Annotated in this window: 22 protein-coding genes and 2 pseudogenes; 5 read left to right on the plus strand and 19 right to left on the minus strand. The window is 62.2% G+C overall.

What is annotated here, in order from left to right; genetic code table 11:
* Nucleotides 1–67 precede the first annotated feature (67 nt).
* Entirely contained in the window at nucleotides 68–436 is a 369-nt protein-coding gene (locus CQ041_RS10050) for a response regulator transcription factor (RefSeq protein ID WP_105522875.1), read from the plus strand.
* Nucleotides 437–569: 133 nt separating this feature from the next.
* Nucleotides 570–1,769, plus strand: coding sequence for an NAD(P)/FAD-dependent oxidoreductase (locus tag CQ041_RS10055; RefSeq protein WP_105522874.1), 1,200 nt, complete (start codon nucleotides 570–572; stop codon nucleotides 1,767–1,769).
* 199 nt (nucleotides 1,770–1,968) lie between these two features.
* On the opposite strand, the gene CQ041_RS10060 is transcribed toward CQ041_RS10055, so the two are convergent.
* The 10 genes and pseudogenes from CQ041_RS10060 to CQ041_RS10100 form a co-directional block, all read right to left on the minus strand.
* Complete coding sequence (locus tag CQ041_RS10060; protein WP_105522873.1) at nucleotides 1,969–3,150, minus strand: sugar transporter; 1,182 nt, start codon at nucleotides 3,148–3,150, stop codon at nucleotides 1,969–1,971.
* Between the two features lie 123 nt (nucleotides 3,151–3,273).
* Nucleotides 3,274–3,633 (minus strand): type 1 fimbrial protein, encoded by a 360-nt coding sequence (locus tag CQ041_RS10065; RefSeq protein ID WP_105522872.1) that lies wholly within the window; start codon nucleotides 3,631–3,633, stop codon nucleotides 3,274–3,276.
* Between the two features lie 77 nt (nucleotides 3,634–3,710).
* Entirely contained in the window at nucleotides 3,711–3,914 is a 204-nt protein-coding gene (locus tag CQ041_RS10070; protein WP_105522871.1) for a hypothetical protein, read from the minus strand.
* A complete protein-coding gene (locus tag CQ041_RS10075; protein ID WP_105522935.1) occupies nucleotides 3,911–4,732 on the minus strand; it encodes an EAL domain-containing protein in 822 nt (273 codons plus the stop codon). The genes CQ041_RS10070 and CQ041_RS10075 overlap by 4 nt, the downstream gene beginning before the upstream one ends.
* The gene (locus CQ041_RS10080) at nucleotides 4,696–7,716 is read right to left on the minus strand and encodes an autotransporter outer membrane beta-barrel domain-containing protein (RefSeq protein ID WP_105522870.1); all 3,021 of its coding nucleotides are present in this window, start codon (nucleotides 7,714–7,716) and stop codon (nucleotides 4,696–4,698) included. Before CQ041_RS10080 ends, CQ041_RS10075 begins: the two co-directional genes overlap by 37 nt.
* 126 nt (nucleotides 7,717–7,842) lie before the next feature.
* Nucleotides 7,843–8,181: an Hpt domain-containing protein gene (locus CQ041_RS26800; RefSeq protein ID WP_371923011.1), complete on the minus strand. Its 339-nt coding sequence runs from the start codon at nucleotides 8,179–8,181 to the stop codon at nucleotides 7,843–7,845.
* Nucleotides 8,182–8,244: 63 nt separating this feature from the next.
* Nucleotides 8,245–11,469, minus strand: a pseudogene (locus CQ041_RS10085) (transporter substrate-binding domain-containing protein); the annotation flags it as partial.
* The gene (locus tag CQ041_RS10090) at nucleotides 11,470–12,096 is read right to left on the minus strand and encodes a response regulator transcription factor (RefSeq protein ID WP_105522868.1); all 627 of its coding nucleotides are present in this window, start codon (nucleotides 12,094–12,096) and stop codon (nucleotides 11,470–11,472) included.
* A gap of 63 nt (nucleotides 12,097–12,159) precedes the next feature.
* Complete coding sequence (locus CQ041_RS10095; RefSeq protein WP_105522867.1) at nucleotides 12,160–12,945, minus strand: EAL domain-containing protein; 786 nt, start codon at nucleotides 12,943–12,945, stop codon at nucleotides 12,160–12,162.
* Between the two features lie 106 nt (nucleotides 12,946–13,051).
* On the minus strand, nucleotides 13,052–14,050 hold the full coding sequence (locus CQ041_RS10100) for a bile acid:sodium symporter family protein (protein WP_105522866.1): 999 nt from the start codon (nucleotides 14,048–14,050) through the stop codon (nucleotides 13,052–13,054).
* Nucleotides 14,051–14,135: 85 nt separating this feature from the next.
* Between CQ041_RS10100 and CQ041_RS10105 the strand changes: the two genes are divergently transcribed.
* Nucleotides 14,136–14,924 carry a helix-turn-helix domain-containing protein gene (locus CQ041_RS10105; protein WP_105522865.1) on the plus strand — a complete coding sequence of 263 codons (789 nt, stop codon included), beginning with the start codon at nucleotides 14,136–14,138 and terminating at the stop codon, nucleotides 14,922–14,924.
* Between the two features lie 133 nt (nucleotides 14,925–15,057).
* Here the strand turns inward: CQ041_RS10105 and CQ041_RS10110 are convergent, their stop codons facing one another.
* The 7 genes from CQ041_RS10110 to CQ041_RS10140 form a co-directional block, all read right to left on the minus strand.
* Nucleotides 15,058–16,308, minus strand: coding sequence for a Zn-dependent hydrolase (locus CQ041_RS10110; protein WP_105522864.1), 1,251 nt, complete (start codon nucleotides 16,306–16,308; stop codon nucleotides 15,058–15,060).
* Nucleotides 16,301–16,780, minus strand: coding sequence for an L-2-amino-thiazoline-4-carboxylic acid hydrolase (locus CQ041_RS10115; RefSeq protein WP_105522863.1), 480 nt, complete (start codon nucleotides 16,778–16,780; stop codon nucleotides 16,301–16,303). The genes CQ041_RS10110 and CQ041_RS10115 overlap by 8 nt, the downstream gene beginning before the upstream one ends.
* 59 nt (nucleotides 16,781–16,839) lie before the next feature.
* Nucleotides 16,840–17,979, minus strand: coding sequence for a branched-chain amino acid ABC transporter substrate-binding protein (locus CQ041_RS10120; RefSeq protein ID WP_105522862.1), 1,140 nt, complete (start codon nucleotides 17,977–17,979; stop codon nucleotides 16,840–16,842).
* 68 nt (nucleotides 17,980–18,047) lie between these two features.
* Nucleotides 18,048–18,764: an ABC transporter ATP-binding protein gene (locus tag CQ041_RS10125; protein WP_105522861.1), complete on the minus strand. Its 717-nt coding sequence runs from the start codon at nucleotides 18,762–18,764 to the stop codon at nucleotides 18,048–18,050.
* Nucleotides 18,757–19,530: an ABC transporter ATP-binding protein gene (locus CQ041_RS10130; RefSeq protein ID WP_105522860.1), complete on the minus strand. Its 774-nt coding sequence runs from the start codon at nucleotides 19,528–19,530 to the stop codon at nucleotides 18,757–18,759. Before CQ041_RS10130 ends, CQ041_RS10125 begins: the two co-directional genes overlap by 8 nt.
* On the minus strand, nucleotides 19,527–20,612 hold the full coding sequence (locus CQ041_RS10135; RefSeq protein WP_105522859.1) for an ABC transporter ATP-binding protein: 1,086 nt from the start codon (nucleotides 20,610–20,612) through the stop codon (nucleotides 19,527–19,529). Before CQ041_RS10135 ends, CQ041_RS10130 begins: the two co-directional genes overlap by 4 nt.
* The gene (locus CQ041_RS10140) at nucleotides 20,609–21,556 is read right to left on the minus strand and encodes a branched-chain amino acid ABC transporter permease (protein ID WP_105522858.1); all 948 of its coding nucleotides are present in this window, start codon (nucleotides 21,554–21,556) and stop codon (nucleotides 20,609–20,611) included. Before CQ041_RS10140 ends, CQ041_RS10135 begins: the two co-directional genes overlap by 4 nt.
* A 172-nt stretch (nucleotides 21,557–21,728) precedes the next feature.
* Here CQ041_RS10140 and CQ041_RS10145 point away from each other — a divergent pair, with 172 nt between their 5' ends.
* Nucleotides 21,729–22,625 (plus strand): LysR substrate-binding domain-containing protein, encoded by an 897-nt coding sequence (locus CQ041_RS10145; RefSeq protein ID WP_105522857.1) that lies wholly within the window; start codon nucleotides 21,729–21,731, stop codon nucleotides 22,623–22,625.
* 28 nt (nucleotides 22,626–22,653) lie between these two features.
* Here the strand turns inward: CQ041_RS10145 and CQ041_RS10150 are convergent.
* Nucleotides 22,654–22,837 (minus strand): annotated as a pseudogene (locus CQ041_RS10150) (sulfonate ABC transporter substrate-binding protein); the annotation flags it as partial.
* A 160-nt stretch (nucleotides 22,838–22,997) separates the two neighbouring features.
* Here CQ041_RS10150 and CQ041_RS10155 point away from each other — a divergent pair.
* Nucleotides 22,998–23,423 carry a hypothetical protein gene (locus tag CQ041_RS10155; RefSeq protein ID WP_105522856.1) on the plus strand — a complete coding sequence of 142 codons (426 nt, stop codon included), beginning with the start codon at nucleotides 22,998–23,000 and terminating at the stop codon, nucleotides 23,421–23,423.
* 270 nt (nucleotides 23,424–23,693) lie between these two features.
* On the opposite strand, the gene CQ041_RS10160 is transcribed toward CQ041_RS10155, so the two are convergent.
* Nucleotides 23,694–25,436: an ABC transporter substrate-binding protein gene (locus tag CQ041_RS10160; protein WP_105522855.1), complete on the minus strand. Its 1,743-nt coding sequence runs from the start codon at nucleotides 25,434–25,436 to the stop codon at nucleotides 23,694–23,696.
* Nucleotides 25,437–25,578 lie beyond the last annotated feature (142 nt).

Raw genomic sequence — 25,578 nt, forward strand, 5'->3', positions numbered from 1 at the left:
GGACGGCGTATCTTGAGGTAATGGCGGGTTGCTTCCATGTGCAGCCCGATAGCCTCCAGGTATTGAAATGTCCGACACGAAGATAATTGCCATCGTCGATGATGATGAATCGGTGCGCATGGCATTGGATGGGTTGCTGCGTTCCAACGGCTACACCGTCCGGCTCTACGCCAACGCCGAGGCCTACCTCGGCTCCGATGGCCCAGGCGTCACGGCCTGCCTGATCAGCGATATCCAGATGCCCGGCCTGAGCGGCATTCAATTGTATGAAACCCTGCACGACCGGGGCATTCGCCTGCCGGTGATCTTCATCACTGGCTACCCTGGCCCGCCGCCGACCATCGACCCGGCCCTGCCGTCGCCCGTGGCGTTCTTTCCCAAACCGTTTCCCTGCGGGCAATTGATGGCCTGCCTCGAAGAGGTGCTGGGCCGTTAATACCTTGGTATAGCGGCCTCACACCTAGGCATGCCCGCAATGACCCTTGGTAGAAGTGTTCGAGGATCACGGCCTGGTTAGTCTTGTTTCACACGGTCTCACTCACGCAAACATGACGCTCCAGGAGCAAACCATGAAACAGCACATTCTTATCATTGGCGCAGGGTTCGGTGGTGTCTGGAGCGCATTGAGCGCGGCCCGCCTGCTGGACAAACATGACCGCAACGACGTACAGATCAGCCTGTTGGCCCCACAACCGGAGCTGCGTATCCGCCCACGGTTCTACGAGGCCGACGTGCACACCATGATGGCGCCGCTCGGTCCATTGTTCGACGCGGTGGGCGTGAACTTTGTGGAAGGCGCGGCAGACAGCATCGACGAAAACGGCAAGCAGGTGACCTATCGCGATGCAGCCGGCACCTCCACCACGATCACCTACGACCGCCTGGTGCTGGCCGCCGGCAGTCGCCTGAATCGCCCACAGATGCCAGGCATCGAACATGTCTTCAATGTGGACCAGATTGAAGATGCCTCGCGCCTTGAATCCCACATCAAGGCGTTGAAACACCAGCCTGACAGCGCCGCGCGCAATACCGTGGTAGTGGCCGGCGGTGGTTTTACCGGGATCGAGACCGCCACCGAAATGCCGGCACGGTTGCGTGAAGCGTTGGGCAACAACGCCAACGTCCGCGTGATCGTGGTGGACCGTGGCCCGCAGATTGCCGCGTCCATGGGCGATGGCATTCGTCCCTCGATCATCGAGGCCAGCAATGAACTGGGCCTGGAATGGGTGCTGAACACCTCGGTGGCGTCGGTGGATGCCGGTGGCGTGACCCTGGCGGACGGGCAGCGGATTGAATCGAGCACGGTGATCTGGACCATCGGTTTCCGCGCCAACCCGCTCACCGAGCAGGTCAGCGGCACCCGCGATCCCCAAGGCCGCCTGCACGTGGACGGTACTCTCAAAGTGAAAGGCCAGGCCGACGTGTTCGCCGCGGGCGACGTGGCCTACGCCGCCACCGATGAACTGGGCAACTTCGCCGGCATGTCCTGCCAGCACGCCATTGCCCTGGGCCGCTACGCCGGCAACAACGTCGCCGCCGACCTGATCGGCGTGGCACCGATGACCTACAGCCAGCCCAAGTACGTCACCTGCCTGGACCTCGGTGCCTGGGGCGCCGTGTTTACCGAAGGTTGGGACCGCCAGCTCAAGCTGGTTGGCCAGGAAGCCAAGGAACTCAAGCACCAGATCAACACCGTGTGGATCTACCCACCGGCAGCCGACCGCACCGCCGCGCTGGCAGCGGCAGACCCGTTGATCCCCGTGGCCTGATTCACCCCATCCCTAACCGGGCAGCTTGCTCCTTGCTTGCCCCGGTCACTCCCGAGCGCCCGCCAATGTTATTTCGGCGGGCGTTTTTTTTGCTGTGAGTTTGGCCAAATGTGGGAAGAGACTTGCTGCGGTGAATGGACTTCGTGTGTCGACAGGCTTCTTGCAGTACGCAGGCGGTGCGAAGCAGCCCCTTTGGCACTCAAGTTGGCACACCCTGCCCAAACCGCCGAATCGCCAGGCAATACCCGATCAACGCCAGCGCCGCCAGCAAGCCGCCCGCCGCGCCGATCCAGGCGAAGCCGAAATGGCTGCCGACCCAACTGCCCATCAATGCACCGCCGCCGATGCCGATGTTGTAGATGCCGGAGAACATCGCCATGGCCACGTCGGTGGCGTCTGGCGCCAGCACCAGTACCTTGGACTGCATGGCCAGGCCGAAGCCCATGATCGCCATGCCCCAGAACACACTCAGCCCCACCAGGTAGGATTCGGCGCCGCTCAACGGCAGCATCAGCGCCAGACATCCGGCCAGGATGAAGACCGCGCCGACCACGAACACGTGCGGGTTGAAGCGGTGCACCAGGCTGAACAGCAGCGAGCCGATGATGCCCGCGCCGCCGAACACCAGCAGGATCAGGGTCACGGCACTGCCGTCCATGCCGGCCACGCCCTCGACAAAGGGTTCGATGTAGCTGTAGGCGGTGAATTGGGCGGTGACGGTCATGGCCGTCAGCACGTACAGCGCCACCAGCGCCGGGCGCTTGAACAGCAGCGGCAGGCTGCGCAGGGAGCCGGAGTTCTGGCTCGGCAGCAGCGGCAAGGTGCGCGCCAGCCAGAACACCAGCGCCGCCGCGAACGCGCCAATCACCAGGAAGGTGGTGCGCCAGCCCATGGCTTCACCGAGCAGGCGGCCCAGCGGAATGCCCAAGACCATCGCCAGTGAGGTGCCGGTGGCCAGCAGGCCCAGGGCCTGGACCTGCTTGCCTTCCGGCGCCAGGCGCACGGCCAGGGACGCGGTGATCGACCAGAACAGCGCATGGGACAGCGCGATGCCGACCCGACTGACCATCAGCAAGCCAAAACTGTTGGCCACGCTGGAGAGCACATGGCTGGCGATGAACATGCAGAACAGCACGATCAGCAATTTGCGCCGCTCGATATTACGGGTCAGCAGCATCACCGGCAGCGAAGTCAGGGACACGATCCACGCATAGATAGTGAGCATCAGGCCGACGCTGGAAACGGGCATCTCGAAGCTGGCCCCAATGGCGCTGAGCAGCCCGACAGGGACGAATTCGGTGGTGTTGAATACAAAGGCGGCCAACGCGAGTGCGATGACCGGTTGCCAGTTGGCTTGGGGCGTTGCGGCTGAAATGCTCATTGAAGGGCGCGGTACTCGGACGATGATCAAACGGCCACCCAGGACAAGCGCCGCCGCCGAGCATTCTATAGGTTTCTCGACGGTCTGTTGACGCTCATCCTGCGTTACATCAGCGCACGCCGATCAAGGCGCGATCAGGGTGACCACGTAGGCCCCCGACTGAATGGGTTTTCCGACGGAATCCACCAGCACATACCGCTGGTCGTAATATCGGCCGGTACCACTGTCGGCGATCAATTTGACGTTGACCGGTGCCTTGCCCAACGCTTGCACACTGTGAACAGTGCGTACATCGAACTGGTTGCCGCGAAATGCCTGGGGGCAGCCCTTCAACTCAATCGCTGAAACACCGGACACCGCCGCCTCACAGCCCGGTTCGACAATACTGCCGCGAAACTGAATGACACCTCCGGACGCCGCCAGGCAGCCTCCCGTCCATACCGCAAGAAAGCCGGTAACCCATGACCAACGTTTGACGTTCATGTCGCTGCTCCTTCTTGCTGGGGTCGTTATGAAGGTCATCGACACGTTGGGCACAGACTTTAGGCCCTGCGCGCGCGTTAACGCATAGTCGCGGCAAGGTCTGGGTTGATCACCACCAGGTCGAAACGCAGGTTGCCGTAGTCCAGCAGCGCGCGCATCTCGTCCAGGCTCGAGACTGGCGCGATGGCGTAGTAACCCTGGCGATTGAAATCCCGCTCCAGACGCAGGCGCTCATGGTGCCGGGGGTCGACGATCATGATGCGCAGGTTCTTCTTGATCATGGCAGGCTCCGGCGATGGGTGTGCGGTGAGCGTTGCAACCAGCGCAACAGGTGCGCCCCGTCCATGGGTCGCGCATGCCAGTAGCCCTGACCCTGAGTGCAGCCCAGCGCGAGCAACTGCTGGTACTGCTCGAAGGTTTCGATGCCCTCCACCACCACTGACAGGCCCAGGCTTTCGCCCAGGGCCAGGGTGCTGCTGATGACGGCGCGGCAACGGGGTCCCTGGGCAAGGCCGCGCACGAACTCGGCGTCGAGTTTGATTTCGGTGAACGGCAACTGGCACAGGCGCTGCAACGAAGAGAACCCGGCGCCGAAATCGTCGAGGGACACGTGGCAGCCCATCAAGCGCAGATACCTCAGGTTTTCCAGGGCCACCGAGGGCACCTCCAGCTGGCCGCTCTCGGTGAGTTCAAACGTCAGGCTGGCACCCAGGACTCGATGCTCGACCAACGCACGCCTGATCTGCGCGACCAACCCCGCATTCGCCACCTGCACGGCTTGCAGGTTGAACGCCAGATTCAGCGCCGTCCCGTGGCGGTGCGCCTGGCCCTGCAAGGCGAGTGCCTGGCTCATCAGCACCTGCAGCAGTTCGTCCAGCAGCCCTTCCCGCTCCAGGTCGGGCAGGAAGGCAGCAGGCGACAGCAAGCCTTCGGTGGGGTGCAACCAGCGCGCCAGCACTTCAACACCCAACACCTGTCCGGTCTGCAGGTTGAACTTGGGTTGGTAGAACGCCTGGATCTGTTGCTCGGCCAACGCTTGTCGCAAGCACATCAGCGAGGCACTCACCAGCTGTAGCGGTAGCCAAGGGTCACGCCCCATGGCTGTTCGATGGCGCTGCCTTTGGCATATTCAGCATCCAGCGAGACCTTGCTGTTGGCGCTGACCCTGACAACGCCGCCAAACCCCAGCTCGACGCGATTGCCCTGCAGCTCGGCGTCCAGGCGCGAGCCATTGACGTTGACCTTGCTGTTACCCGCATGTTCGGTGATCAGCGACGCTTTCACGTAGGGCTGCGCCTGCATGCCGTTGTCCAGCTGGATGTTGCGGCCGAACAACGAACCGACACGACTTTGCAGCGAGTCCAGGTCGTCGGTCTTGACCTTCAAGCCATTGCTGGCGGTGTAGCGGGCGCCTTGGGTGCGGGACGCCGTGAGCGCCACTTGCGGTTCCACGAACCAGCCACTCTCCAGAGCAATGTGCTTGCCCACTTCGACACTGGCACCGATGCCGTTGGTGTCATAGGACGCCTTGACCGGGTTGCCCAGGTTGGTCGGGGTCTTGATCTGGTTGTTCAAGCGGTTGTACTTGAACACGCTGTCCACATAAACGCCGCTGTCATCCAGGTAGGTGGCATAGGCGCCGAGCATCTTGCTGTCGATCTCGCCGGAGGCGCCCTCACCGAAATTCAGGTCCGACTTGGCCGTACCGACCATCCCGCCTACGTAGACCTTGCCGCGGTTGAGCGCGATGGCGGTGTCCGCGCCAATCTCCACGCCGCTGATGTTCTGCTGGTAGGCGCGACTGGATTTTTCGCTGACGTCAAATTGCTTGCCGATGGCCCGGGTCCACACCCCGCCCTCGTCCTTGCCCATGCGCAGTTCGCCCAGGCGTTTGACCAGTGCGTCCATTTGCGAGGTCCACATCGCCGCTCCGGCGGTGTGTGCGGCAATGGCCGCGTTGGCGCCCTTGGAAAGATCCTGCGGTCCCGGATTGGCGCCGCCGGCGTTGCTCAGGAACCAGTCGTCGCCGTCCTTGCCCAGGGTGTAGCGGAACGCGCCGGCATCCACGTGGCCGCCGTACAGGCCGAATTGGGCGTCACCGCCGTGGGTGTCGACGACGCGCAGTACATCGCTGGCATTCTTCGGCGACACGCCCGAGTCTTCGATAAACAGCGTGTGGTTGCCGGTCGCGCCGTTCGCAGCGCTTACCACCAACAAGTCGCCTTCGAGGGTCGCCAGGTTAGTGTTCATCTGAAAGCTGCCGGTGCCCGCCAACTTGTCGGTGGTCAGGGTCTTGAACTGGCCGTCGGCGTGGTCGAAATTGACGCGGCCATCCTGCAGGTCAAGCGATTGGATCGACGAGTTGCCGGTCATCTGCCACACACTCGCGCCGCCAAGCGCCAACTGGTTGATACCCTGCCCGGCGCCGGTCCAGTGGGTGGCATTCTGCAGGCTGAAATCGGCGACGAAATCGGGGTCGGTGGTGACATCGATGTCGCCCTTGAGCACCGAGCCGCTGGCAATAACGCTGCTGTTGCCTGTATTGGGCACGGCTGGGGTGGCCCGTGTCAGGTCAAACAGCACGCCGCCTTGACCGTCAATGACCGAGTTGTTGATCACGAATGTGTGGCTGCCATCGCCGCGAGCGCTGATGGCCGCGCCGGCGTTGCTGATCAACTCGCTGCCGTTGACCTCGAAGCGGTTGTCGGTGCCAGTAGTGGCCCAAGACATCAGGCCATTGTTGCCACTGCCGTTCGCGGTCACGCGGCTGCCGTCGATCCGCAGAAGGCCACCGTCGCTCATCGTCGCGCCGTGGCCCGACGCATCGATCTCGGAGCTGGCGATCGACATCTCACCGCCGCCGTAAACCGACACACCATGGGAGGCAGCGCCGTGGGTCGTGATCTTGCCCCGGGTGAACGTCACCTGGCTGCCAGAGCCAAAGGCCAGCAAACCATAGGACTGCCCGCCGCGGGTGTCGATGACCACGCGATCAGCAACTACCGTCGAACCGTTGCCTTCGGCCACCAATGCCCGGGAAAACGCCCCGCTGGTGCTGACGGCCACATTGGCCAATTGCACGGTGCCGCCCCCCAGTGACTTGGCGCCCTCGGCAAGCATTCCGGCGGTCGTGATCGCACCGTCTTCGAACTTGACGAGGCTGCCAACACTCTCTGCGGATACGCCGGCAGAACGGTCACCAGCCGTGGTGATATTGACACCGACCGCATCGATCAAGCCGGCAAAAAGCGCCTGCAAGCCGACGGACTGCGCGCCGAGGGTCTGCACCTGGGTGCCCGTCAGGGACACCCTGCCGCCGGTTCCGGCACGCGCGCCTTCCGCGTTGATCCCGCGCGTGGTGATCGAACCACCGTTCACCGCAATGACCGAGTCCGCCCCCCCGGCCAGCACACCGCGGCTGTAGCTGCCAGCCGTGCTGACCGCCACGTCGTTGAGCAGGATGTTCCCGCCACCGGCCAAGACCAACACCGCATCACTGACCGTATTGGTCGTGGTGACGCTGCCGCCATTCATCACAGCCGAGCTGGCGTCGGTGGTCATGATCCCCACGCTACCCTGCCCGGTCGCCAGCACGGAAGTGTCGTTCAGGATGATTACCGAACCACCGGTCGCGGCGGCGCCCGCCGTGGTGTTGCCGCCCACGCCGCCGTCCACCTGAATGCTGGAGTTGGACACTTCAACCCGGCTGCCGGTCTCGGCCTGAATGCCACGCGCCAGGGTTCCGGTGGTGTGGATTGTCAGGTTGTCGGCCTGGATTTGCGCGCCGTCGTGGGCCGACAGCGCATGGGAGGTGCGGCCACTGGTGTTGATCGTGCCGCCCTGATAGGTCACCAGGCTGCCGGCACCGTCTGCCAGCACGCCCACTGAATGCAGGCCCGAGCTGATCAGGTCGACATTGGTCACGGTGAGGGTATCGCCGTCCTTGGCCGCCACGACGGGGGCCTCATCGCCGAGGGTCTCGATGATTTGGTCACGGATATCGGAATGGGCCGCAAACGCAGGGCTCTGGGCCAGGGCCGTCACGGAAAACGCAATGCTGATCGCCAACAGGGACTTGTTCATAGCTACCTCCAGAAGGGTAATTGGGCGAGCGATCCTTGGCTCTTCTCTGGAGGTCAATGTAGGGATGGAACAGGAATGGACGCGTAGGCTCCATCCCGTCGACTTGTAGGAAATTTCCCACGACGTTTAGATCAGATTAACGGCCAGCTGTTGCTCAAGCTGCTCCATGGCTTGTTGCAGGCCATCTACCGCTTCGGTGAGGACTGCCGAATTCAATCCTGCGCAGGCGCTTTCCAGGGCTTCACACGCCTGGATCAAGCGCTGCGCCTTGATAATCCGCGCACCGCCTTTCACCCGGTGCGCCAGGTCGGCCAAGCCGGTTACGTCGTGCTGGGTAAACAGCTGCATCAGGCGCGCCATGTCCTGTTCGTTGCTGGCGGCCAGGTCCTGCAGCAGGCTCTGCAGCGATGCCGTATCGCCCCGGCTGAGTTGCTCCAGGCTGGTCAGGTCGATGTCGCCCGCCAGGGTGTGCCGGGGGGGCGGTGCTGCCGAGTCCGGCACTCTGGAGGCCAGGCAGGCACTGAGGTCCTGCAGGCTGATGGGCTTGAACAGGCAGTCGTCCATGCCGGCGTCAAGGCAGCGGTCCTTTTCATCCGGCTGGGCATTGGCGGTAAGGCCCAGAATCAGCCCGGCAGGCAAGCGCCGGCTGCGCTCTTCGTCACGGATCGCGCGTGTCAGTTCATAGCCGTTCATCAACGGCATGTTGCAATCGGTGATCACCACATCGAATGGCTGCGCCCGCCAGGCGCGCAAGCCGTGGGCGCCGTCTTCGGCATCCACCACGTGGTGGCCGAGATAATGCAGTTGCTGGGTCAGCAACAGCCGATTGGCCGGGTAGTCGTCGATCACCAGCACGCTGAGGGCCTGGGAGGCGGGCTGCTGCACCGGCGCCAGGGTGGGTACGCTGTCGAGGGTGACGAGCGTCGGCAGGCTGACTCGCATTTCAACCTGGGTGCCCTGCCCTAACACGCTGTCGAGTACCAGGCTGCCCCCCATCATCTCGCACAGCGTGCGGCTGATCATCAGCCCCAACCCGGACCCACCGCGTGCCGACTGCCCGTGGTTGCTGGCCTGGGCAAACGGGCTGAACAAGCGCTGCTGGTCCGCAGGGGATATACCGCTGCCGGTGTCTTCCACCCGCAGGCACAGGGCCAGGCGTTCATCATCGCGGCTCGGCTGCGCACTCACGTGCAGGCGCACCTGCCCGGTGTGGGTGAACTTGATCGCGTTGCTCAGCAGGTTCGACACGATCTGTTTGAAGCGCAACGGGTCCACCAGCACCTCGCGGCCTACCGCTGCGTCGAGGTCGAGGATCAGCTGCAACTGTTTCTGCCGCGCCAACCCTTCGAAAATCCGCGCGACCGACTCCACCAGCTCGCGCAGATTGGCGCGCGTCGGCGCCAAGGACAGGCGCCCGGATTCGATCCGGGCGATGTCGAGAATATCCCCGATCAGCTCCAGCAGGCCACGCGCCGCGCCGGACGCCACCTCGATGGAAAATCGATCGGTAACCCCCTGTTCGGCCTTTTTCATGGCCAGTTCGAGCATGCCGATAATGGCATTCATCGGCGTGCGGATTTCATGGCTCATGGTCGCCAGGAACGTGGTTTTGGCGCGGTTGGCCGCGTCGGCGCCCTCTTTGGCGTCGCGCAGCGCCACCAGCAAGTGCTGACGTTCGCTGATATCGATCCAGCCGCCGATCATGCCGCTGACTTCACCGTCGCTGTCCCGGTAGGGCAGCATCCAGTGGTAAATGGTCAGGACATTGTCCGGGCCCATGGTCAGGCTGCGGTCCTGAACCCTGGGCACACCCTCCTCCATCACCTGCAGGTAATCGGCATGGTAGGCCGCGGCCTCATCGACACTTTTGAGCACACCTTCGACCACCGTCTTGCCCAGCACCGCGTCACGCTCGACACCGAAGACGTTGAGGTAGCCGCTGTTGCAGATGCGCAACCGACCCTCGCGGTCGCGCACGTAGATGGGATGAGGCGTGCCGTCGATCAACACGCGCATGAACTCCATCTGGTCGTTCAAGGCGACCTGCGCCTGTTTGCGCTGGCGCATCAGCCTGCGCAGGTAGGCGATCCAGCCCAGTGCCGCCAACAGCAACAGCCCGGCCACCGCAAACCCTTGCAGGATCAGGGTACGGTGACGCATCCAGTAGCTGTCATCCACCACGATTTCACTGCGCCAGCGATTGGTCACCTCGTCCATCTCTTCCGGCGGGATGCTCAGCAGGGCTTTTTCCAGGATCGAATACAACTCCAGGGCGCCGCGCGAGGTAGCAAACGCCACCCGCGCCGACTGAGTGCCGACGGTGCTGGTGATGCGCAACCGGTCGCGGTACTGACGCGAGATCATGTAGCGCGCCGTGATCAACGAATTGACGGCAGCGTCAGCCTGGCCGTTGGCAACCAGGGCCATGACCTGCTGGGCGTTATCGGCCTCCACCAGGGTAATGCGCGGAAATTGCTCCAGCAGTTGTTCGCGCACCGGGTTGCCGTTGATCACGGCGAGGCGCTTGCCAGCCATGTCGTCCAGGGTTTGCGGGCCGTCGGCGCTGATTCGGCTGATCAATACATACGGGGTGCTGAGGTAAGGCCGGGTGAACCGTAGCTGGTTTTCGCGGGACTGGCTGGGCGTCAGGGTGATCAACAGATCGGCTTGCTCCTTGCGGACCTGCTCCACCAACCCGGCCACGGAATGGGTGCGCTGTACGTCGAACTTCAAGCCGGTACGCAACGCGACCTTGGCCAGCACATCCGCGCTGATTCCACGAAATTCGCCCTCTTCGTTGAAAAACGAAAACGGCACAAAGCTGTCGTCGATCGCCACTTTCAGGCGCGGGTGCGCGGCCATCCAGCGTAGCTCGCTGGCGCTGAAATTCAGCGCAGTGCGCCCCGGCATGCTGCCACCGCCCGCGCTCCAGCGGCGCAGGATGTTCATGCGCTCGCCCTGGGGGATCACCGCCAGCGCGGCATTGATGATGCGCAGCAGACGGCGGTTGTCACGGTCCATGGCAAACGCGAAGTCGCTCACTTCCATCCGGGAAAAGTCTGCCAGTTGCACGTTGTTCAGGTAATTCTTGTTGATCAAGTACTGGGCGCTGATGGAGTCGCCCAGGTACACATCGGCATTGCCGAAGGCCACCGCACCTATGGCGCTGAGGGTCGAGGGATAGAGCTGCAAGGTCGCCTTGGGGTAAAACGCCTGCACTGCCTGTGGCGGCAGGTAGTGATAGAGCATGGCGATCTTCTTGCCCGCCAGGTCCTGGGGCAGTGCCTGGCTGTTGGCAACCTGGGTCACCAACGTCGGCTGGTCGTCGGCATAAGACGTCGACATCAGCAAGTCGTGGTCGGCCTGCTCGTAGCCATTGGCGGTGCCAAGCAGATCCACCTCACCACGCTTGAGGGCTTCGATCACGTCTGCGCGCGAGGCAAAGCGGCGCACTTGCACCGGGGTGCGCAACAGTTCGCTGAGCAAACTGGCGTAGTCTGCCGTGAGGCCCTCGTAATCACGGCCATTGATGGTCATGCCGAAAGGCGAGTAATCCGGTGCTGAAGCCCCCAGTACCAACCCACCTTTGCTGCGCAGCCAGCTCCAGTCCTGCTCCGACAGGGAAGCCGCGTATTCCGAGACCTGGGAGCGGCCCAGTAACTGGTAGGTCTCCGACGGCGCTGCCGCCAGCACCGCATTGACACTGCCGGCCAGCAGCACACCCAACAGCCATTTGCGCAGGAAAGTCTTCATTCAGAGCAGGTTGTTCCGTTTGGCGAAGTCAGCCAGGTACACCACCGACTTGACTTTGAGCTTCTCGATCAAGCGGGTCTTGTAAGTGCTGATGGTCTTGTTGCTGAGCAGCATCGCATCACCGATCTCCTTGTTGCTCAGGCCTTGGGACAACTGCTGCAGGATGGTCAGCTCGCGATCGGACAACGTCTGGATCAACTCCAGGTCGGTGGTCTCGGCGTCACTTCGGCGCACCGAGCTGTGGGCGAGGCTGGGGAAAAACGTATAGCCACTCATGACAGCCTCGATCGCCTTTACCAGCTCATCCAGGTCATTGGTCTTGGAGATGTATCCCGCCGCGCCGGCCTTCATGCAGCGCATCGAGTAGAACAACGGCGACTGCGAGGTCAGCACCAAAATCTTGCACGGCAGGCCCAGGGCGCAGATGCGCGCAATCACTTCGAGGCCATCGAGCTTGGGCATGGCGATATCCAGCACGATCAGCTCGGGCTCATGCTCGCGGGCCAGTTGCACCGCGTCGGCACCATTGTCGGCCTCGGCGACCACCTCGAAGCCTTGTTGCTTCAAGAGCATCTTCACTGAGGAGCGAATAAACGGATGATCATCCACGACTAACGCTTTAAACATACCAACCCCTGTGAGACTGCCCGCCCCAAAATACACGAGCGCGCCCTGAGTGTAGGAAATTTCTTAAAACTGTGAACCCCTGATCACGTATGTCTCAAGCCAAGGCAGCAAACGGTGGGCAGGCATGGGACGCGCCAGATAGAAACCCTGGCCCAGCTCGCAACCGAGGGCCAGCACCCGATCATGGATAAGCGGGTTGCCAATCCCTTCGACCACCACGCTCATGTCCAGGGATGTCGCCAGCGCCAGGGTGCTGCTGATCATGGCCGGGCTGTGATGGACGAACTCGCCGTTGATTTTGAGTTGGCTGAAGGGCAACTCACACAGCAGTTGGAGCGAGGAAAACCCGACGCCGAAGTCATCGATGGCCAGGCCACAGCCAAGCCTGCGCAGTCGCTGCAGGTTTTCCTGCACGGGCAGCGCGGTGTCGAGCAGGCCATGTTCGGCAAATTCGAACAGCAGCGTAGAACCGGCCAAATCATGGCGCTCCAACGCACCCTGAACATGCGTCACCAGGCCCGTGCCGAGCAACTGCGAGGCATGCAGGTTGAACGCCATCTCCACTTGCACCCGCTGACGGCGCAACACGCCGAGCAGGTTGAGCCCCTGCTCCAACAGTTGCTTGAACATCTCGTCGATGAGGTCGTAGGCAAGCACGGCGGCGAGGAAGTCGGCGGGCGGCAACACGCCTCGCCCCGGGTGTTCCCACCGCACCAGCGCTTCCACTCCAGCGAGTTGCCCGGTGCGCAGCCTGAACTTGGGCTGAAACCAGGCACGGAACTCGCCCAGTGCCAGGCCGCGCTGGATTTGCAACTCACTGGGCAACGATTTGAGAGGGGCAGAGTCCATGCATATCAACCACTTGGCGGGGGGCGAAGGGCAGATAGTGGTGGGGAGCCTGCAAGTGTGACGTGGGAAGCATCCTTCTAACTTGTAGGAAATTTCCCACGGAACATCAGGGGTCCACCTGCTCCATCAACTCCGGAACAGATTCCGGGCGATTGGCGTAACGCTGCGCCAGCGCTGCGCAGACCATCAACTGAATCTGATGGAACAGCATCAGCGGCAGGATCAACACGCCCATGGTCGACCCGGCAAACAGCACCTGGGCCATGGGTACGCCGGTGGCAAGGCTCTTTTTCGAGCCGCAGAACAAGATGGTGATACGGTCTTCCTGGTTGAAGCCAAACGCCTTGGCCAGTACCGTCGACGCCACCAATACGAGCGCCAGCAATACACAGCAGGCCACCACCAGGCCGCCCAGTTCCCACAGCGGGATCTGGTGCCAGATACCTTCGTTGACCGCCTCGCTGAACGCGCCGTAGACCACCAGCAGGATCGAGCCTTGGTCGACGAATTTGAGCCAGGCTTTATTGCGCCCTACCCACGCGCCGATCCAGCGCCGCGCTATCTGCCCGGCAATGAACGGCAGCAGCAGTTGCACGCTGATTTTCACGATGGCGTCGACGGTGGAGCCACCCTCGCCGTGTACGTTGAGCAACAACGTCACCAACAAGGGCGTGAGGAAGATCCCGAACAGGCTGGACGCCGCCGCGCTGCAAATGGCCGCCGGGATATTGCCCCGCGCCAGGGAAGTAAAGGCGATCGCCGACTGCACGGTGGCCGGCAATGCGCACAGATAAAGCATGCCCATGTACAGGTCGCTGCCGATCATCGGCGACAGCAACGGCTTGAGCGCCAGGCCCAGCAGCGGGAACAGCACAAAGGTCAGGCTGAACACCAGCAGGTGCAGGCGCCAATGCCCGGCACCGGCGATGATCGCCTGGTTGGACAGCTTGGCGCCGTGCAGGAAGAACAGCAGCGCGATGGCCAGGTTGGTCACCCAGCCAAAGGCCACGGCGGTCTGGCCGCTGGCGGGCAGCAGGGAGGCGACGATCACCGTGGCGATCAGGGCGAGGGTGAAGTTGTCGGGCAGAAAACGGGGCCGAGTCATGAGGGCTTCTTCCGGGGGTTGCCAAGAACGTGTGGGCGACTCTAACGTAACGGCTTGTTACCGACTAACGCCAATGAGCCAACAAATGCCGCCTAAAGGACATGATCAGACCGTCCGCCGCACGGTACCCGGGCTTTCCAGCCTGCCACGCCCCGTGTACGGGCGCACCGAATCGCTGCCCAACCGCGCGCTGACCCGTCGGCACAGTCACCCGTGGGTGCAATTGTCCTACGCGATTGCGGGGGTGCTGGAGATCCAGACCAGCGTCGGCCGTTTCGTCGCGCCACCCCAGCGGGCGGTGTGGATTCCAGCGGGCATGCCACACCGCGTGTTCAGCTCGCCGCGCACGGAAATGCGCAGCCTTTACCTGGATTGCAGCGTGACCACCTGGGCCGACGCCCGCTGCCATGTGCTGGAAGTAAGCAGTTTATTGCGCGAGTTGATCCGCAGTTTCAGCGAGTTGCCGGTGGAATATGCCGAAGACGGCCCGGATGGACGCCTGGCCCAGGTGGTGCTCGACCAGTTGGCGGCGGCGCCACAGGTGGACCTGATGCTGCCCTTGCCGCTGGACCCGCGCTTGCGACAGATCTATCGCAGTTTGAACGCGCATCCGGAGCAACAGACGACCTTGGCACAGTGGAGCCAGAAGCTGGGCGTGAGCGAGAAGACCTTGAGCCGCTTGTTCCTGAGTGATACCGGGCTGACCTTTCGCGCCTGGCGCCAGCGGTTGCGATTGCTGACCGCCCTGCCCGCCCTGGAAAAAGGCGAACGGGTGACGGATGTGGCGCTGGGGTGCGGGTATGAATCCACGTCGGCGTTCATCAACGCGTTTCGCCAGCAGTTTGAGGCAACGCCCGGGGAGTTCTTTCGCTGATGTATCAGATGTAGGCGATCCCATGTGGGAGGGGGCTTGCCCCCGATGAGGGAGTGTCAGCTGGGACTTTTTTGGCTGACACACCGCAATCGGGGGCAAGCCCCCTCCCACATTTGGATAGTCGTACACATCGTTAGCGGTGGGACTTGGCCAGAACTGCCTGGAGCAGCACGTCCGCCCCTGCTGTCGACCACTCTTGGGAGATCTCTTCCGCTTCGTTGTGGCTGAGGCCATCCACGCAGGGCACGAAGATCATCGCCGTTGGCGCTACTTTATTCAGATAACAGGCATCGTGCCCGGCGCCGGAAATCATCGGGCGGTGGCTGTAGCCCAACGCCTCGGCAGACGCGCGCACCACTTCCACACAGTCACTGTCAAAGGCAATCGGCGCGTACTGGAAGATTTGCTTAACGCTGTGCTGCAAGCCAATCCCATCAGCAATCTGCGCCACCGCGTCGCGCAGTTGCTGATCCTGACGCGCCAGCACCGCTTCATCCGAATGCCGGAACTCGACACTGAAAAACACCCTGCCCGGCACCACATTGCGCGAGTTGGGGAAGATAGTCGCCATGCCCACCGTCGCCCGTCCTTCGGCGCCCTGCTCCAGCCCCAGACCGTTGACAGCCTCGACCACCCGGGCAAAGCCCAGCAAGGCATCCAGGCGGTGGTCCATCGGGGTGGTGCCGGCATGCGCACTGCGGCCGCTCAGTTCGACTTCGTACCAACGCTGGCCCTGGGCACCGGTGACGACGCCGATGGTCTTGTCCTGCGCCTCAAGGATCGGGCCTTGTTCGATATGCAGTTCGAAGGCGGCGTGAATTGCCTGGCCGCCGACGGGATGAGGGCCGGCGTAGCCGATCTCGTGCAGCGCCTGGCCGATGGTCACGCCGTTTTTGTCTTCACGGGACAGGCCGTATTCCAAATCAAACACGCCGGCGTAGACGCCCGACGAAATCATCGCGGGGGCAAAGCGCGAGCCTTCTTCGTTGGTCCAGTTGACCACTTCGATCGGCCGGTCGGTTTCGATGCCCAGATCGTTCAAGGTACGCAGCACTTCGACACCGGCCAGCACGCCGTAGATACCGTCGTACTTGCCGCCAAACGGTTGGGAGTCGCCGTGGGAGCCTGTCAGCACCGGGGCCAGATGGTCGTCACGGCCCGCACGACGGGCGAAGATATTGCCCATGGCGTCGACACGGATGCTGCACCCGGCCGCCTCGCACCACTGCACAAACAGGTCGCGGCCACGGCGGTCTTCATCGGTGAGGGCCAGGCGCGAGACCCCGCCTTTTTCGGTGGCGCCGATGCACGCCATGTCCATCAGCGATTGCCACAACCGTTCGCCGTTGACCCGTGCCAAATGACTCGTGGGGCTTTTATTCATGGGGCTTGGCTCGATAGCGGAAGTCGCAGCGGTGATCACCGCCCATGATGGTCTGGGTACGGGTCAGTTCGATGTCCGGGTTGTAGCCGACGATAAACAGCTCATCACGGTTGCACGACAACAGGTGGCCGATCTCGCCGAGACCCATCTCGTTGTACATCTCGGCGTAGCGGCAGCGCTTGACGTCGTAGTCATAGTGTTCGGCGTCGCTGGCGATGATCTCGACTTTCAGCGCATCGTCTTTTTCCCACAGCACTTGCAGCTCGACGAAGCTCTTGAGGTCGGCGGTTTCTTCCAGTGCGGCAAAATGCTTGCCGGCCTGGATCGCGGCATTGCCCACGGCTTCGCCGATCACCGCAGCGGCAAAATCCTTGCCCTGCTCGCGCTTGAGGATCTCGTAGATCGGCTTGATGATTTCCGCCTCGATCCGCCGCCGGGCAAGAATGCCCAGTTCACCTTCCAGTTTGCTCATTGTGTGCCTCCATCAGCTCCACAGCATCGGGCGCCCTTATGGGCACCCGACAAAAACGATTACTTGCCGCCCGCGACGCTCACCGGCTGCCATTGGTTGGCCTTGACCTGGTAAACGGTGAACGACGGTTTCTTCAAGTTACCCTCGGCATCGAAGGCGATGGTGCCGGTCACGCCCGGATAGCTGATGGCGCGCAAGACCGGCAGGTATTTCTGCGGGTCGACCGAGTCGGCTTTCTCGATGGCCGCCACCAACACGCCGACGCCGTCGTAGGCGAACGGTGCATGCAGTTCGATATTGGCCTTGTAGCGTTCCTTATAAGCCTGCTCGAACGCCTTGCCGCCGGGCATCTGCGCAATGGCCAGGCCGGGTTCCAGGGCAATCACGCCCTCGCCTTCGTTCTGCGCCAGTTGCAGGAAGGTCTGGCTGACAAACCCGCCGGCGCCCATCAGCGGGGCCTTGATCCCCAGTTGCTTGATGCGACGGGCCAGCGGTGCAGCCTGGGCGTCGACGCCGCCGAAGAAGATCAGGTCCGGGTTCTGGCTGCGGATGTTGGTGAGCACGGCGCTGAAATCGATGGTCTTGTCGTCCACGTATTCACGGGATACCACCTTGGCACCCCCGGCCTCGATGGACTTGACGAACTGGTCGGCCAGGCCCTGGCCAAAGGCGGTGCGGTCGTCGATCACGGCGATGCGCTGGGCCTTGAGGGTCTTGAGTGCATAGTCGCCGGCGACCTGACCACCATCGTCATCATGGCCCATGATGCGGAAACTGGTATCGAACCCCTGCTGCGTGTACGCATGCCCGGTCGCAACCGGTGCGACCTGGGCAATCCCGGCATCGTGGTAAACTCGCGCCGCCGGAATGCTGGTGCCGGTGTTCCAGTGGCCGACCACGCCCACTACGCCTTCGTCCACCAGGCGCTGGGCCACGGTCACGGCGGTGCGTGGGTCAGATTGATCGTCTTCGGAGACCAGCTTGAAGGTCACGGCTTCCCCGTTGATCTTCGGGTGCTTGGCGTTGGCCTGGTCGATGGCCAGTTGGGCGCCGTTTTCCAGGTCTTTGCCGATCCGTGCGGAGGGACCGGTCAGCGGGCCAGCGAGGCCGATCAGTACAGTCTGGTCGGCCTGGGCCAAGGCGCTGGCAAGGCTGCTGAGGGCCAGGCCGAGCAGTGCGGTTTTCTTCAACGTATTCATCTACAGTTCCTGCTTCTTTTCGGGCGGGTCGGAACACGCCGGGCGTCCGGTAGCGTCATGGGGGTGAGTCATTCGCCGAGGTACGCGCTGCGCACTTCGGGGTGTTCGAGCAAATCCTGGGACGGGCCGGTGAGGCTGATGCGGCCGGTGTCCATCACGTAGGCACGGTCGGTGACGTGCAGCGCGAGCCGTGCGTTTTGTTCCACCAGCAACAGGGTCATGCCCTGGCGACAGACGTCGTCGATCACCTGGAAGATCTTCTCGACCATGATCGGCGCCAGGCCCATGGACGGTTCATCGAGGATCAGCAAGCGTGGGCGCGACAACAGCGCACGGGCCAGGGCGAGCATTTGTTGCTCGCCGCCGGAGAGCAGGCCGGCGGATTGGTGCAGGCGTTCCTCCAGGCGCGGGAAGTGTTCGAACAATTGGCGCATTTCGCGCTGCACTTGCTCGTTGTCGCGGCGCAGAAAGGCACCTGCATGGAGGTTTTCCAGCACGCTCATGCGCGCGAAAATCCCTCGGCCTTCAGGGACCATGGCGATGCCTTGACGCAGCAGTTTTTCCGGCGCCTGGCCGAGTATCGATTGCCCGGCAAACCGGATCTCACCCTTGGCCGCCGGCAGCAAGCCGGTCAGGGCCTTGAGGCTGGAAGACTTGCCGGCGCCGTTGGCGCCGATCAACGTGACGCGCTCGCCTTCGTCGATATACAGGTCGAGGGATTTGACGGCTTCGATGGCGCCGTAGCGCACCTGCAAGCCCTCGACTTTCAACAGGGCTTCAGACATGCGCACTGGCTCCCAGATAAGCCTGGATCACCGCCGGGTGCTGACGCACTTCGGCTGGCGGGCCCACGGCAATGACGTGGCCGTAGTCGAGCACGCTGATGCGGTCGCACACGCCCATCACCAGTTTTACGTCGTGCTCGATCAACAACAGGGTGTGGCCGTCGTCGCGGATTTTTTCCAGCAGGCCGCGCAGTTGCACTTTCTCGCTGGCGTTCATGCCGGCAGCGGGTTCGTCCAACGCCAGCAGGCGGGGTTCGGTGGCCAGGGCGCGGGCGATTTCCAGGCGACGCTGGTGGCCGTAACTGAGGCTGTCGGCGCGGTAATTGGCGTAACCGGCCAGGCCGACATAGGCCAAGAGTCGATGGGCATGGGCGCGGGTTTGCGCCTCTTCCTCACGCGCGCGCCGATGCTGACTCAAGGCCGCCCACAGGCCGTTGCGGGTGCGCACATGGCGCCCAACCATGACGTTTTCCAGGGCACTCATGGCATTGAACAGGCGGATGTTCTGGAAGGTACGCGCGATGCCAGCCTCGGCCACCTGATGCACGCTGGTGGGCTGGTAATCGCGGCCATCGAGCTGAAAGCGGCCGGAGTCCGGCGTATAGAGACCGGTCATCACATTGAAGAACGTGGTCTTGCCCGCGCCATTGGGGCCGATCAAGCCGTAGATCTCGCCGGGCTGAATACTCAGGCTCACGTCCGTCAGCGCCGCAACGCCGCCGAAGTGTTTATTGACCTTGTCGATCTGCAACAACGGTGCGTTCATCGTGCCACTCCTTTGGGCCACAATCCGGCGGGTCGGTAGAGCATTGCCAGGATCAGTGCCAGCCCGTAGAACAGTTGGCGGATGATTTCCGGGTCCACCAGCACCTGGCCAAACAGCGCCTGTTGCAACGGCCCCATGCTGGCGCGCAAGGCTTCGGGCAACGCCGCGAGCAATAGGCAACCGAGGATCACGCCGGGGATATGGCCCATGCCGCCCAACACCACCATCGCCAACACCGCGATGGATTCATTGAGGGTGAAGGACTCTGGCGAGACAAACCCCTGGAACGACGCGAACAACACCCCGCTCACCCCACCGAACGCCGCGCCAATCGCAAACGCCAGCAACTTGAGGCGCACGGTGTTGATGCCCATGGCCTGGGCGGCGTCTTCGTCTTCACGGATGGCCACCCAGGCGCGGCCGATGCGCGAGCGTTGCAGGCGAATGCACGCCAACAGAATCAGCACCACCAGCGCCGCGAACAGGTAGTAATAGAGGTACACCGAGGGCAGACGCAGGCCGAACAGTTCCTGGGTGCGCCCCAGGTTTATGCCAAACAGGCTGATCGGGTCGACTTGGGAAATGCCTTTGGGGCCATTGGTGATATTCACCGGCCGATCGAGGTTGCGCAGCAGGATACGGATGATCTCGCCAAAGCCCAGGGTGACGATGGCCAGGTAGTCACCGCGCAGGCGCAGCGTCGGCGCGCCCAGCACCACGCCGCAACCGGCCGCGAGCAAGGCCCCCAACGGCAGGATCAACCAGATCGAGGTGTGCATGCCCGCCGGCAGCATCGCCGCCAGCGCCGGGAACTGTTGCAGCAAATGCGGCGACGAGAGCAACGCAGCGAGATAAGCGCCCACCGCGTAGAACGCGATGAAGCCCATGTCCAGCAGCCCGGCGTAGCCAACCACGATGTTCAACCCGAGGGCGAGCATGATGTACAGGAGGGCAAAATCCAGGGTGCGCACCCAGGTGTTGCCGCCCGCATGGCCAACGATCCACGGCGCCAGCACCAGCGCCACGGCCAGCAGCAACAGGCCGAGGCTGGCCCGTGTATTGGGGGTCAGAGACTTGATCATGCGCGGGTCGCCAAACGTTCGCCCAACAACCCCGAAGGCCTGAACACCAGCACCGCGATCAATACGATAAAGGCGAACACATCCTGATAATTACTGCCGAACACACCGTGGGTCGCCGCGCCCAGATAGCCGGTGCCGAGGGCTTCGATCAGCCCCAGCAAGAGGCCGCCGAGCATGGCGCCCTTGAGGTTGCCAATGCCACCCAGCACAGCGGCGGTAAAGGCTTTGATACCCGGCAAGAAGCCCATGTAGAAATGCGCACTGCCGTAGTTGCTGGCCATCATGATCCCGGCCAGTGCCGCCAGCGCGCCACCGATGGCGAAGGTGATGACAATGACGCGGTTGGGGCTGATGCCCATCAGGCTGGCGACTTGCGGGTTCTCCGCCACGGCGCGCATGGCCCGGCCGAAGCGCGTGCGCTCTACCAGTACAAGCAGTCCAACCATTACCGACAGTGCGATGGCGATGGTGGTCAAGGCCGTTGCGTTGGTAATCGCCGGGTGCGCGCAAGCCCCGGCCAGCACTTCAATCGGCTCCAGGGGCAGTAGTTGCGGGAACATCTGCGGGTTGCGGGTCCACACCAACATCGCAAGGGTTTGCAGCAGCAGCGATACACCGATGCCGCTGATCAACGGTGCCAGGCGCGGCGCATTGCGCAGGCGTCGGTAGGCGACACGTTCAATCACCACCGCCAGCACCGCGCAGAACGCCATGGCGACAAGCGTGGCGCACAGCAACACCAGCACTGGCGGCAGCGCCGGCCAGGTGGCTTGCATCAGACGGATCACCGACAGGCCCACCAGCGCGCCCACCATCAACACGTCGCCGTGGGCGAAGTTAATGATGCGCAGGATGCCATAGACCATGGTGTAACCCAGGGCCACCAGCGCGTAGAGACTGCCCGTCATCAAACCGTTGAGCAGTTGTTGGATAAACCCATCCATGAAAACCCTTGACCTCAGTGCGTACAAGGGCGGCACACTAATCATCTATTCTGTTTTTATCAAATATCAGAAAGTCATATGGTTATACCAAAGCCATAACACGCTATTTATGCCGTAAATACGGCATTTATGGCTCTTTATTCAAACTTGAAGTTGGTATTTAATTCAACACATGAATAAATCAGAACGGTTAGACAACGACCCTCCCCTGCGTGCCGTGCGTACGTTCGAAGCCTTTGCGCGCCATGGCGGGGTAAATGCCGCTGCGCGCGAGCTGGACGTTTCCGCCTCCGCGATCAGCCATCAACTGCATTTGCTCGAAGATTTCCTGCAACAGCCACTGACCCTGCGCCAGGGCCGCAACCTGGTGCTCACCGATGAAGGCCGCGAGTACTACCGCGCGATCCGCTCGGCCTTCGCCGTTCTGCGCAGCGCCACCGAACACGTCCGGGAGAAAAGCGCCACGCGGCAAGTGACCATCAGCCTGATCCCGCTGTTTGGCATCAATTTGTTTATCCCGCGCCTGGCGAGCTTTCTGAAGGATCACCCGGCGCTGGACATCAACGTCACCTACGCCAACCACCGCAGCTATCCCAGTGACGCGGCAGACTTGTCGATCCGCTTCGGCACCGGGCATTGGCCGGGGTATCACAGCGAGCCGTTGATTTGCGGCGCAGTGACGCCCTATTGCAGCCGCGACTTCCTGGCGCAGCACGGGCCTATCGACACGCCCCAGGCGCTGAGCGATTTGCCGTTGCTGCACGATGAAGAGCGCGGCACATGGGGGCAATGGTTCGAGGCGGCCGAGGTGGACACCACTGCGTTGAATGGGTTGCTGCTGGAGGATGGTCAACTCGCGCTTACCGCGACCCTCACCGGCCTGGGCTGCGCACTGCTGCGCGAGCCGCTGGTGGCGCCGCACGTGGCCAGTGGCGAGTTGGTGAAGTTGTTTGATTTACAGGTCAATGACGGCCGCCAGTACTACCTGTGCCGGCGGGCCAACAGTGAGTTGTCGAGCGAGGGGAATGACTTGTATGACTGGATCAAGCGGAGTTTGATCGCAACCTAGCCTTGCACATTGACCAACGTTCGGCCAGTCAGCTGCCGTTACCGCCATGGGCCTCCTCGAAGAAGTAATCCTTCCAGCTCGCCGCCTTGTTTTTCAGCACGCCCAGTTCCTGCAGTTTCTCGGCATAGATAAAGGTGCGCTGCGGGCTTATCGGCCTTGATGATCTGCTCGGCCTCGGCCAGCGCGTCATAGAACGCCTTGTAGGTCATGGGAATCTGCCGCACTTTTGAGAAGGTGAGCGAGGGTAGCCACGATTTTTGAGACAGGAAAAGAATACCGGGATCTATTGTTATGCAAATAACCCACAAACCCGCGCGTGGCTGGTATTGTGCCGCGCTTTGAAAAACCGCCGAGCCTGCGAGGAAATGCACGTTGAACACTGACGAAAAAATGACCGGAGACCTGTTCGAAGTCGACAAGCGCCTGTCACTCAAACCCGTGGTGGACTTCAACGCCTACCTGCGCGCCGCCTTTGGCGACGGCCCGTGCACCTGCATCCGCTGCATCGCCGGCAACGGTGATGAGACCGGCTACGCGTTCCAGCACAGCTTCACCTTCGACGGCAAACCCACCCACCGCCGCTTCGCCACCACCGCGGGCAGCGATGTGTTGCAAGTGCTGAAGAAAGCCTGGCTGTCGTACACCAAGGCCGAACTGCCGCTGAGCGGCGCGCTGGCACTGGAGACGGTGAAGGAGTTTGTCGAGCCGCAACTGCACAAGCGGTTGGCTCCACTGTTCCTGGCCAGTGGGCTGGTCAAGGATGTGGATGGCGAACTACAGGTTCAACCGCAGGACTAGCAGGCGAATACAGGTCTGCATGTGGGAGGGGCGGTACGACGATTCGACTTGCCCTGGGTGGCAGCGATGAAGGTCACGATATCAATCAGGTCGGCGATGGCTTCATCAAGCCAAACAACCGCCAGCATCAAGCCTTGGCCCTTTGCTTGCGTTCGGCTTCCTGAATGATGGCCTCAACCCGCTGCACTGTCTCAACCAACAGATGAAATGCGGTCCATTTAACGCGTGAAAAAAAACGGCACCGAAGTGCCGTTTTTTTATCCACCGCGTTTACTTACGCGCCGCCTCCCACTGCTTGAGCAGGTCACCGTACGCCACGGTCTCGCCTTTCGGTTTCTCGTTGGCCAGTTTCGGCTTCGGCGCGCCCGGCTGGTCGAACCAGTATTGCGCGTCACGCTCGGGGTTCATTTTCGGGCCGCAGACCGGTTGCACCTTGGAGCGTTCCAGGCGCGTCATGATCGCGTCCTGCTCCTTGGCCAGGTTGTCCAGCGCCTGCTGAGGGGTTTTCTCGCCGCTGGCGGCGGCGGCGATGTTGCTCCACCACAGTTGCGCCAGGCGCGGATAGTCCGGCACGTTGGTGCCGGTCGGCGACCATTCGGTACGGGCCGGGCTGCGGTAGAACTCCACCAGGCCACCCAGTTTCGGCGCCATGTCGGTCATGGCCTGGGAGTTGATGTCGGACTCACGAATCGGCGTCAGGCCGACGATGGTTTTCTTCAGCGACACGGTTTTCGAGGTCACGAACTGTGCGTAGAGCCAGGCCGCGAGTTTTTGCTTCTCCGGGGTGGACTTCATGAAGGTCCAGGAGCCTACGTCCTGATAACCCTTCTTCATGCCTTTTTCCCAGTAAGGTCCGACCGGCGACGGCGCCATCCGCCATTTCGGCGTGCCGTCGGCATTCACCACCGGCAGGCCTGGCTTGACCATGTCGGCGGTAAACGCGGTGTACCAGAAGATCTGCTGGGCGATGTTGCCCTGGGACGGAACCGGGCCGGATTCGGAGAAGGTCATGCCCGCCGCTTCCGGTGGCGCGTAGGCTTTCATCCAGTCGACGTATTTCTGCGTGGCGTACACCGCGGCCGGGCCGTTGGTGTCGCCACCACGGGTCACGCTGGAGCCCACCGGGTGGCAGTCCTCCACGCGAATGCCCCACTCGTCCACCGGCAATCCGTTGGGCAAGCCTTTGTCGCCACCGCCAGCCATGGAGAACCAGGCATCCGTAAAGCGCCAGCCCAGGGACGGGTCCTTCTTGCCGTAGTCCATGTGCCCATACACACGCTTGCCGTCGATTTCCTTGACGTCTTCGCTGAAGAACTTGGCGATGTCTTCATAGGCCGACCAGTTCACCGGCACGCCGAGGTCGTAGCCGTATTTTTCCTTGAACTTGGCCTTCAGGTCCGCACGCTCGAACCAGTCGGCGCGGAACCAATAGAGGTTGGCAAATTGCTGGTCGGGCAATTGGTAGATCTTGCCGTCCGGCGCGGTGGTGAACGAGAGGCCGATGAAGTCTTTCAGGTCCAGGGTCGGCGAGGTGTAGTCCTTGCCTTCGTTGGCCATCAGGTCGGTGATGGATTCGGTCTTGCCATAGCGAAAGTGCGTACCGATCAAGTCGGAATCGTTGACCCAGCCGTCATAGATGTTCTTGTCGGACTGCATCTGGGTCTGCAGTTTTTCCACCACGTCGCCTTCCTGCAGCAGGTCGTGGGTCAACTTGATGCCGGTGATTTCGCTGAAGGCCTTGGCCAGCACCTTGGACTCGTACTCGTGGGTGGTGAGGGTTTCCGACACCACGTTGATCTTCATCCCACGGAAGGGTTCGGCAGCCTTGATAAACCACTTCAACTCTTCGAGCTGTTGGTCGGCGGTCAGGGTGGATGGCTTGAACTCGCTGCCAATCCATTTTTTTGCCGCGTCTTCATACGCATCAGCCCAGGCCGAAGCACTCAAACCGCTGAGGGCCAAGACGGCGGCCAATGAAATGCTATGTCGCAGCTTATTGTTTTTATCGAACATAGAGACCTCCTGGTTAATTTCAAAAAGAGCCACAGCCGTCAAGCCCTGTAGGAGCGAGCTTGCTCGCGAAGCACGCAAGGACAACGCGTTGAATCAGGGTGCACGCGTTATCGTTGGCGGTTTTCGCGAGCAAGCTCGCTCC

The organism is Pseudomonas sp. MYb60, from assembly GCF_002979555.1.
Taxonomy (GTDB): Bacteria; Pseudomonadota; Gammaproteobacteria; order Pseudomonadales; family Pseudomonadaceae; genus Aquipseudomonas.

Coding starts and splice junctions, on each gene's coding strand:
- CQ041_RS10090 (WP_105522868.1), bottom strand. CDS start 12,096: ATGTTTAAAGCGTTAGTCGTGGATGATCATCCGTTTATTCGCTCCTCA.
- CQ041_RS10160 (WP_105522855.1), bottom strand. CDS start 25,436: ATGTTCGATAAAAACAATAAGCTGCGACATAGCATTTCATTGGCCGCC.
- CQ041_RS10130 (WP_105522860.1), bottom strand. CDS start 19,530: ATGAACGCACCGTTGTTGCAGATCGACAAGGTCAATAAACACTTCGGC.
- CQ041_RS10080 (WP_105522870.1), bottom strand. CDS start 7,716: ATGAACAAGTCCCTGTTGGCGATCAGCATTGCGTTTTCCGTGACGGCC.
- CQ041_RS10055 (WP_105522874.1), top strand. CDS start 570: ATGAAACAGCACATTCTTATCATTGGCGCAGGGTTCGGTGGTGTCTGG.
- CQ041_RS10070 (WP_105522871.1), bottom strand. CDS start 3,914: ATGATCAAGAAGAACCTGCGCATCATGATCGTCGACCCCCGGCACCAT.
- CQ041_RS10145 (WP_105522857.1), top strand. CDS start 21,729: ATGAATAAATCAGAACGGTTAGACAACGACCCTCCCCTGCGTGCCGTG.
- CQ041_RS10095 (WP_105522867.1), bottom strand. CDS start 12,945: ATGGACTCTGCCCCTCTCAAATCGTTGCCCAGTGAGTTGCAAATCCAG.
- CQ041_RS10105 (WP_105522865.1), top strand. CDS start 14,136: ATGCCGCCTAAAGGACATGATCAGACCGTCCGCCGCACGGTACCCGGG.
- CQ041_RS10115 (WP_105522863.1), bottom strand. CDS start 16,780: ATGAGCAAACTGGAAGGTGAACTGGGCATTCTTGCCCGGCGGCGGATC.
- CQ041_RS10110 (WP_105522864.1), bottom strand. CDS start 16,308: ATGAATAAAAGCCCCACGAGTCATTTGGCACGGGTCAACGGCGAACGG.
- CQ041_RS10060 (WP_105522873.1), bottom strand. CDS start 3,150: ATGAGCATTTCAGCCGCAACGCCCCAAGCCAACTGGCAACCGGTCATC.
- CQ041_RS10125 (WP_105522861.1), bottom strand. CDS start 18,764: ATGTCTGAAGCCCTGTTGAAAGTCGAGGGCTTGCAGGTGCGCTACGGC.
- CQ041_RS10075 (WP_105522935.1), bottom strand. CDS start 4,732: ATGGGGCGTGACCCTTGGCTACCGCTACAGCTGGTGAGTGCCTCGCTG.
- CQ041_RS10050 (WP_105522875.1), top strand. CDS start 68: ATGTCCGACACGAAGATAATTGCCATCGTCGATGATGATGAATCGGTG.
- CQ041_RS10100 (WP_105522866.1), bottom strand. CDS start 14,050: ATGACTCGGCCCCGTTTTCTGCCCGACAACTTCACCCTCGCCCTGATC.
- CQ041_RS10135 (WP_105522859.1), bottom strand. CDS start 20,612: ATGATCAAGTCTCTGACCCCCAATACACGGGCCAGCCTCGGCCTGTTG.
- CQ041_RS10140 (WP_105522858.1), bottom strand. CDS start 21,556: ATGGATGGGTTTATCCAACAACTGCTCAACGGTTTGATGACGGGCAGT.
- CQ041_RS10065 (WP_105522872.1), bottom strand. CDS start 3,633: ATGAACGTCAAACGTTGGTCATGGGTTACCGGCTTTCTTGCGGTATGG.
- CQ041_RS10120 (WP_105522862.1), bottom strand. CDS start 17,979: ATGAATACGTTGAAGAAAACCGCACTGCTCGGCCTGGCCCTCAGCAGC.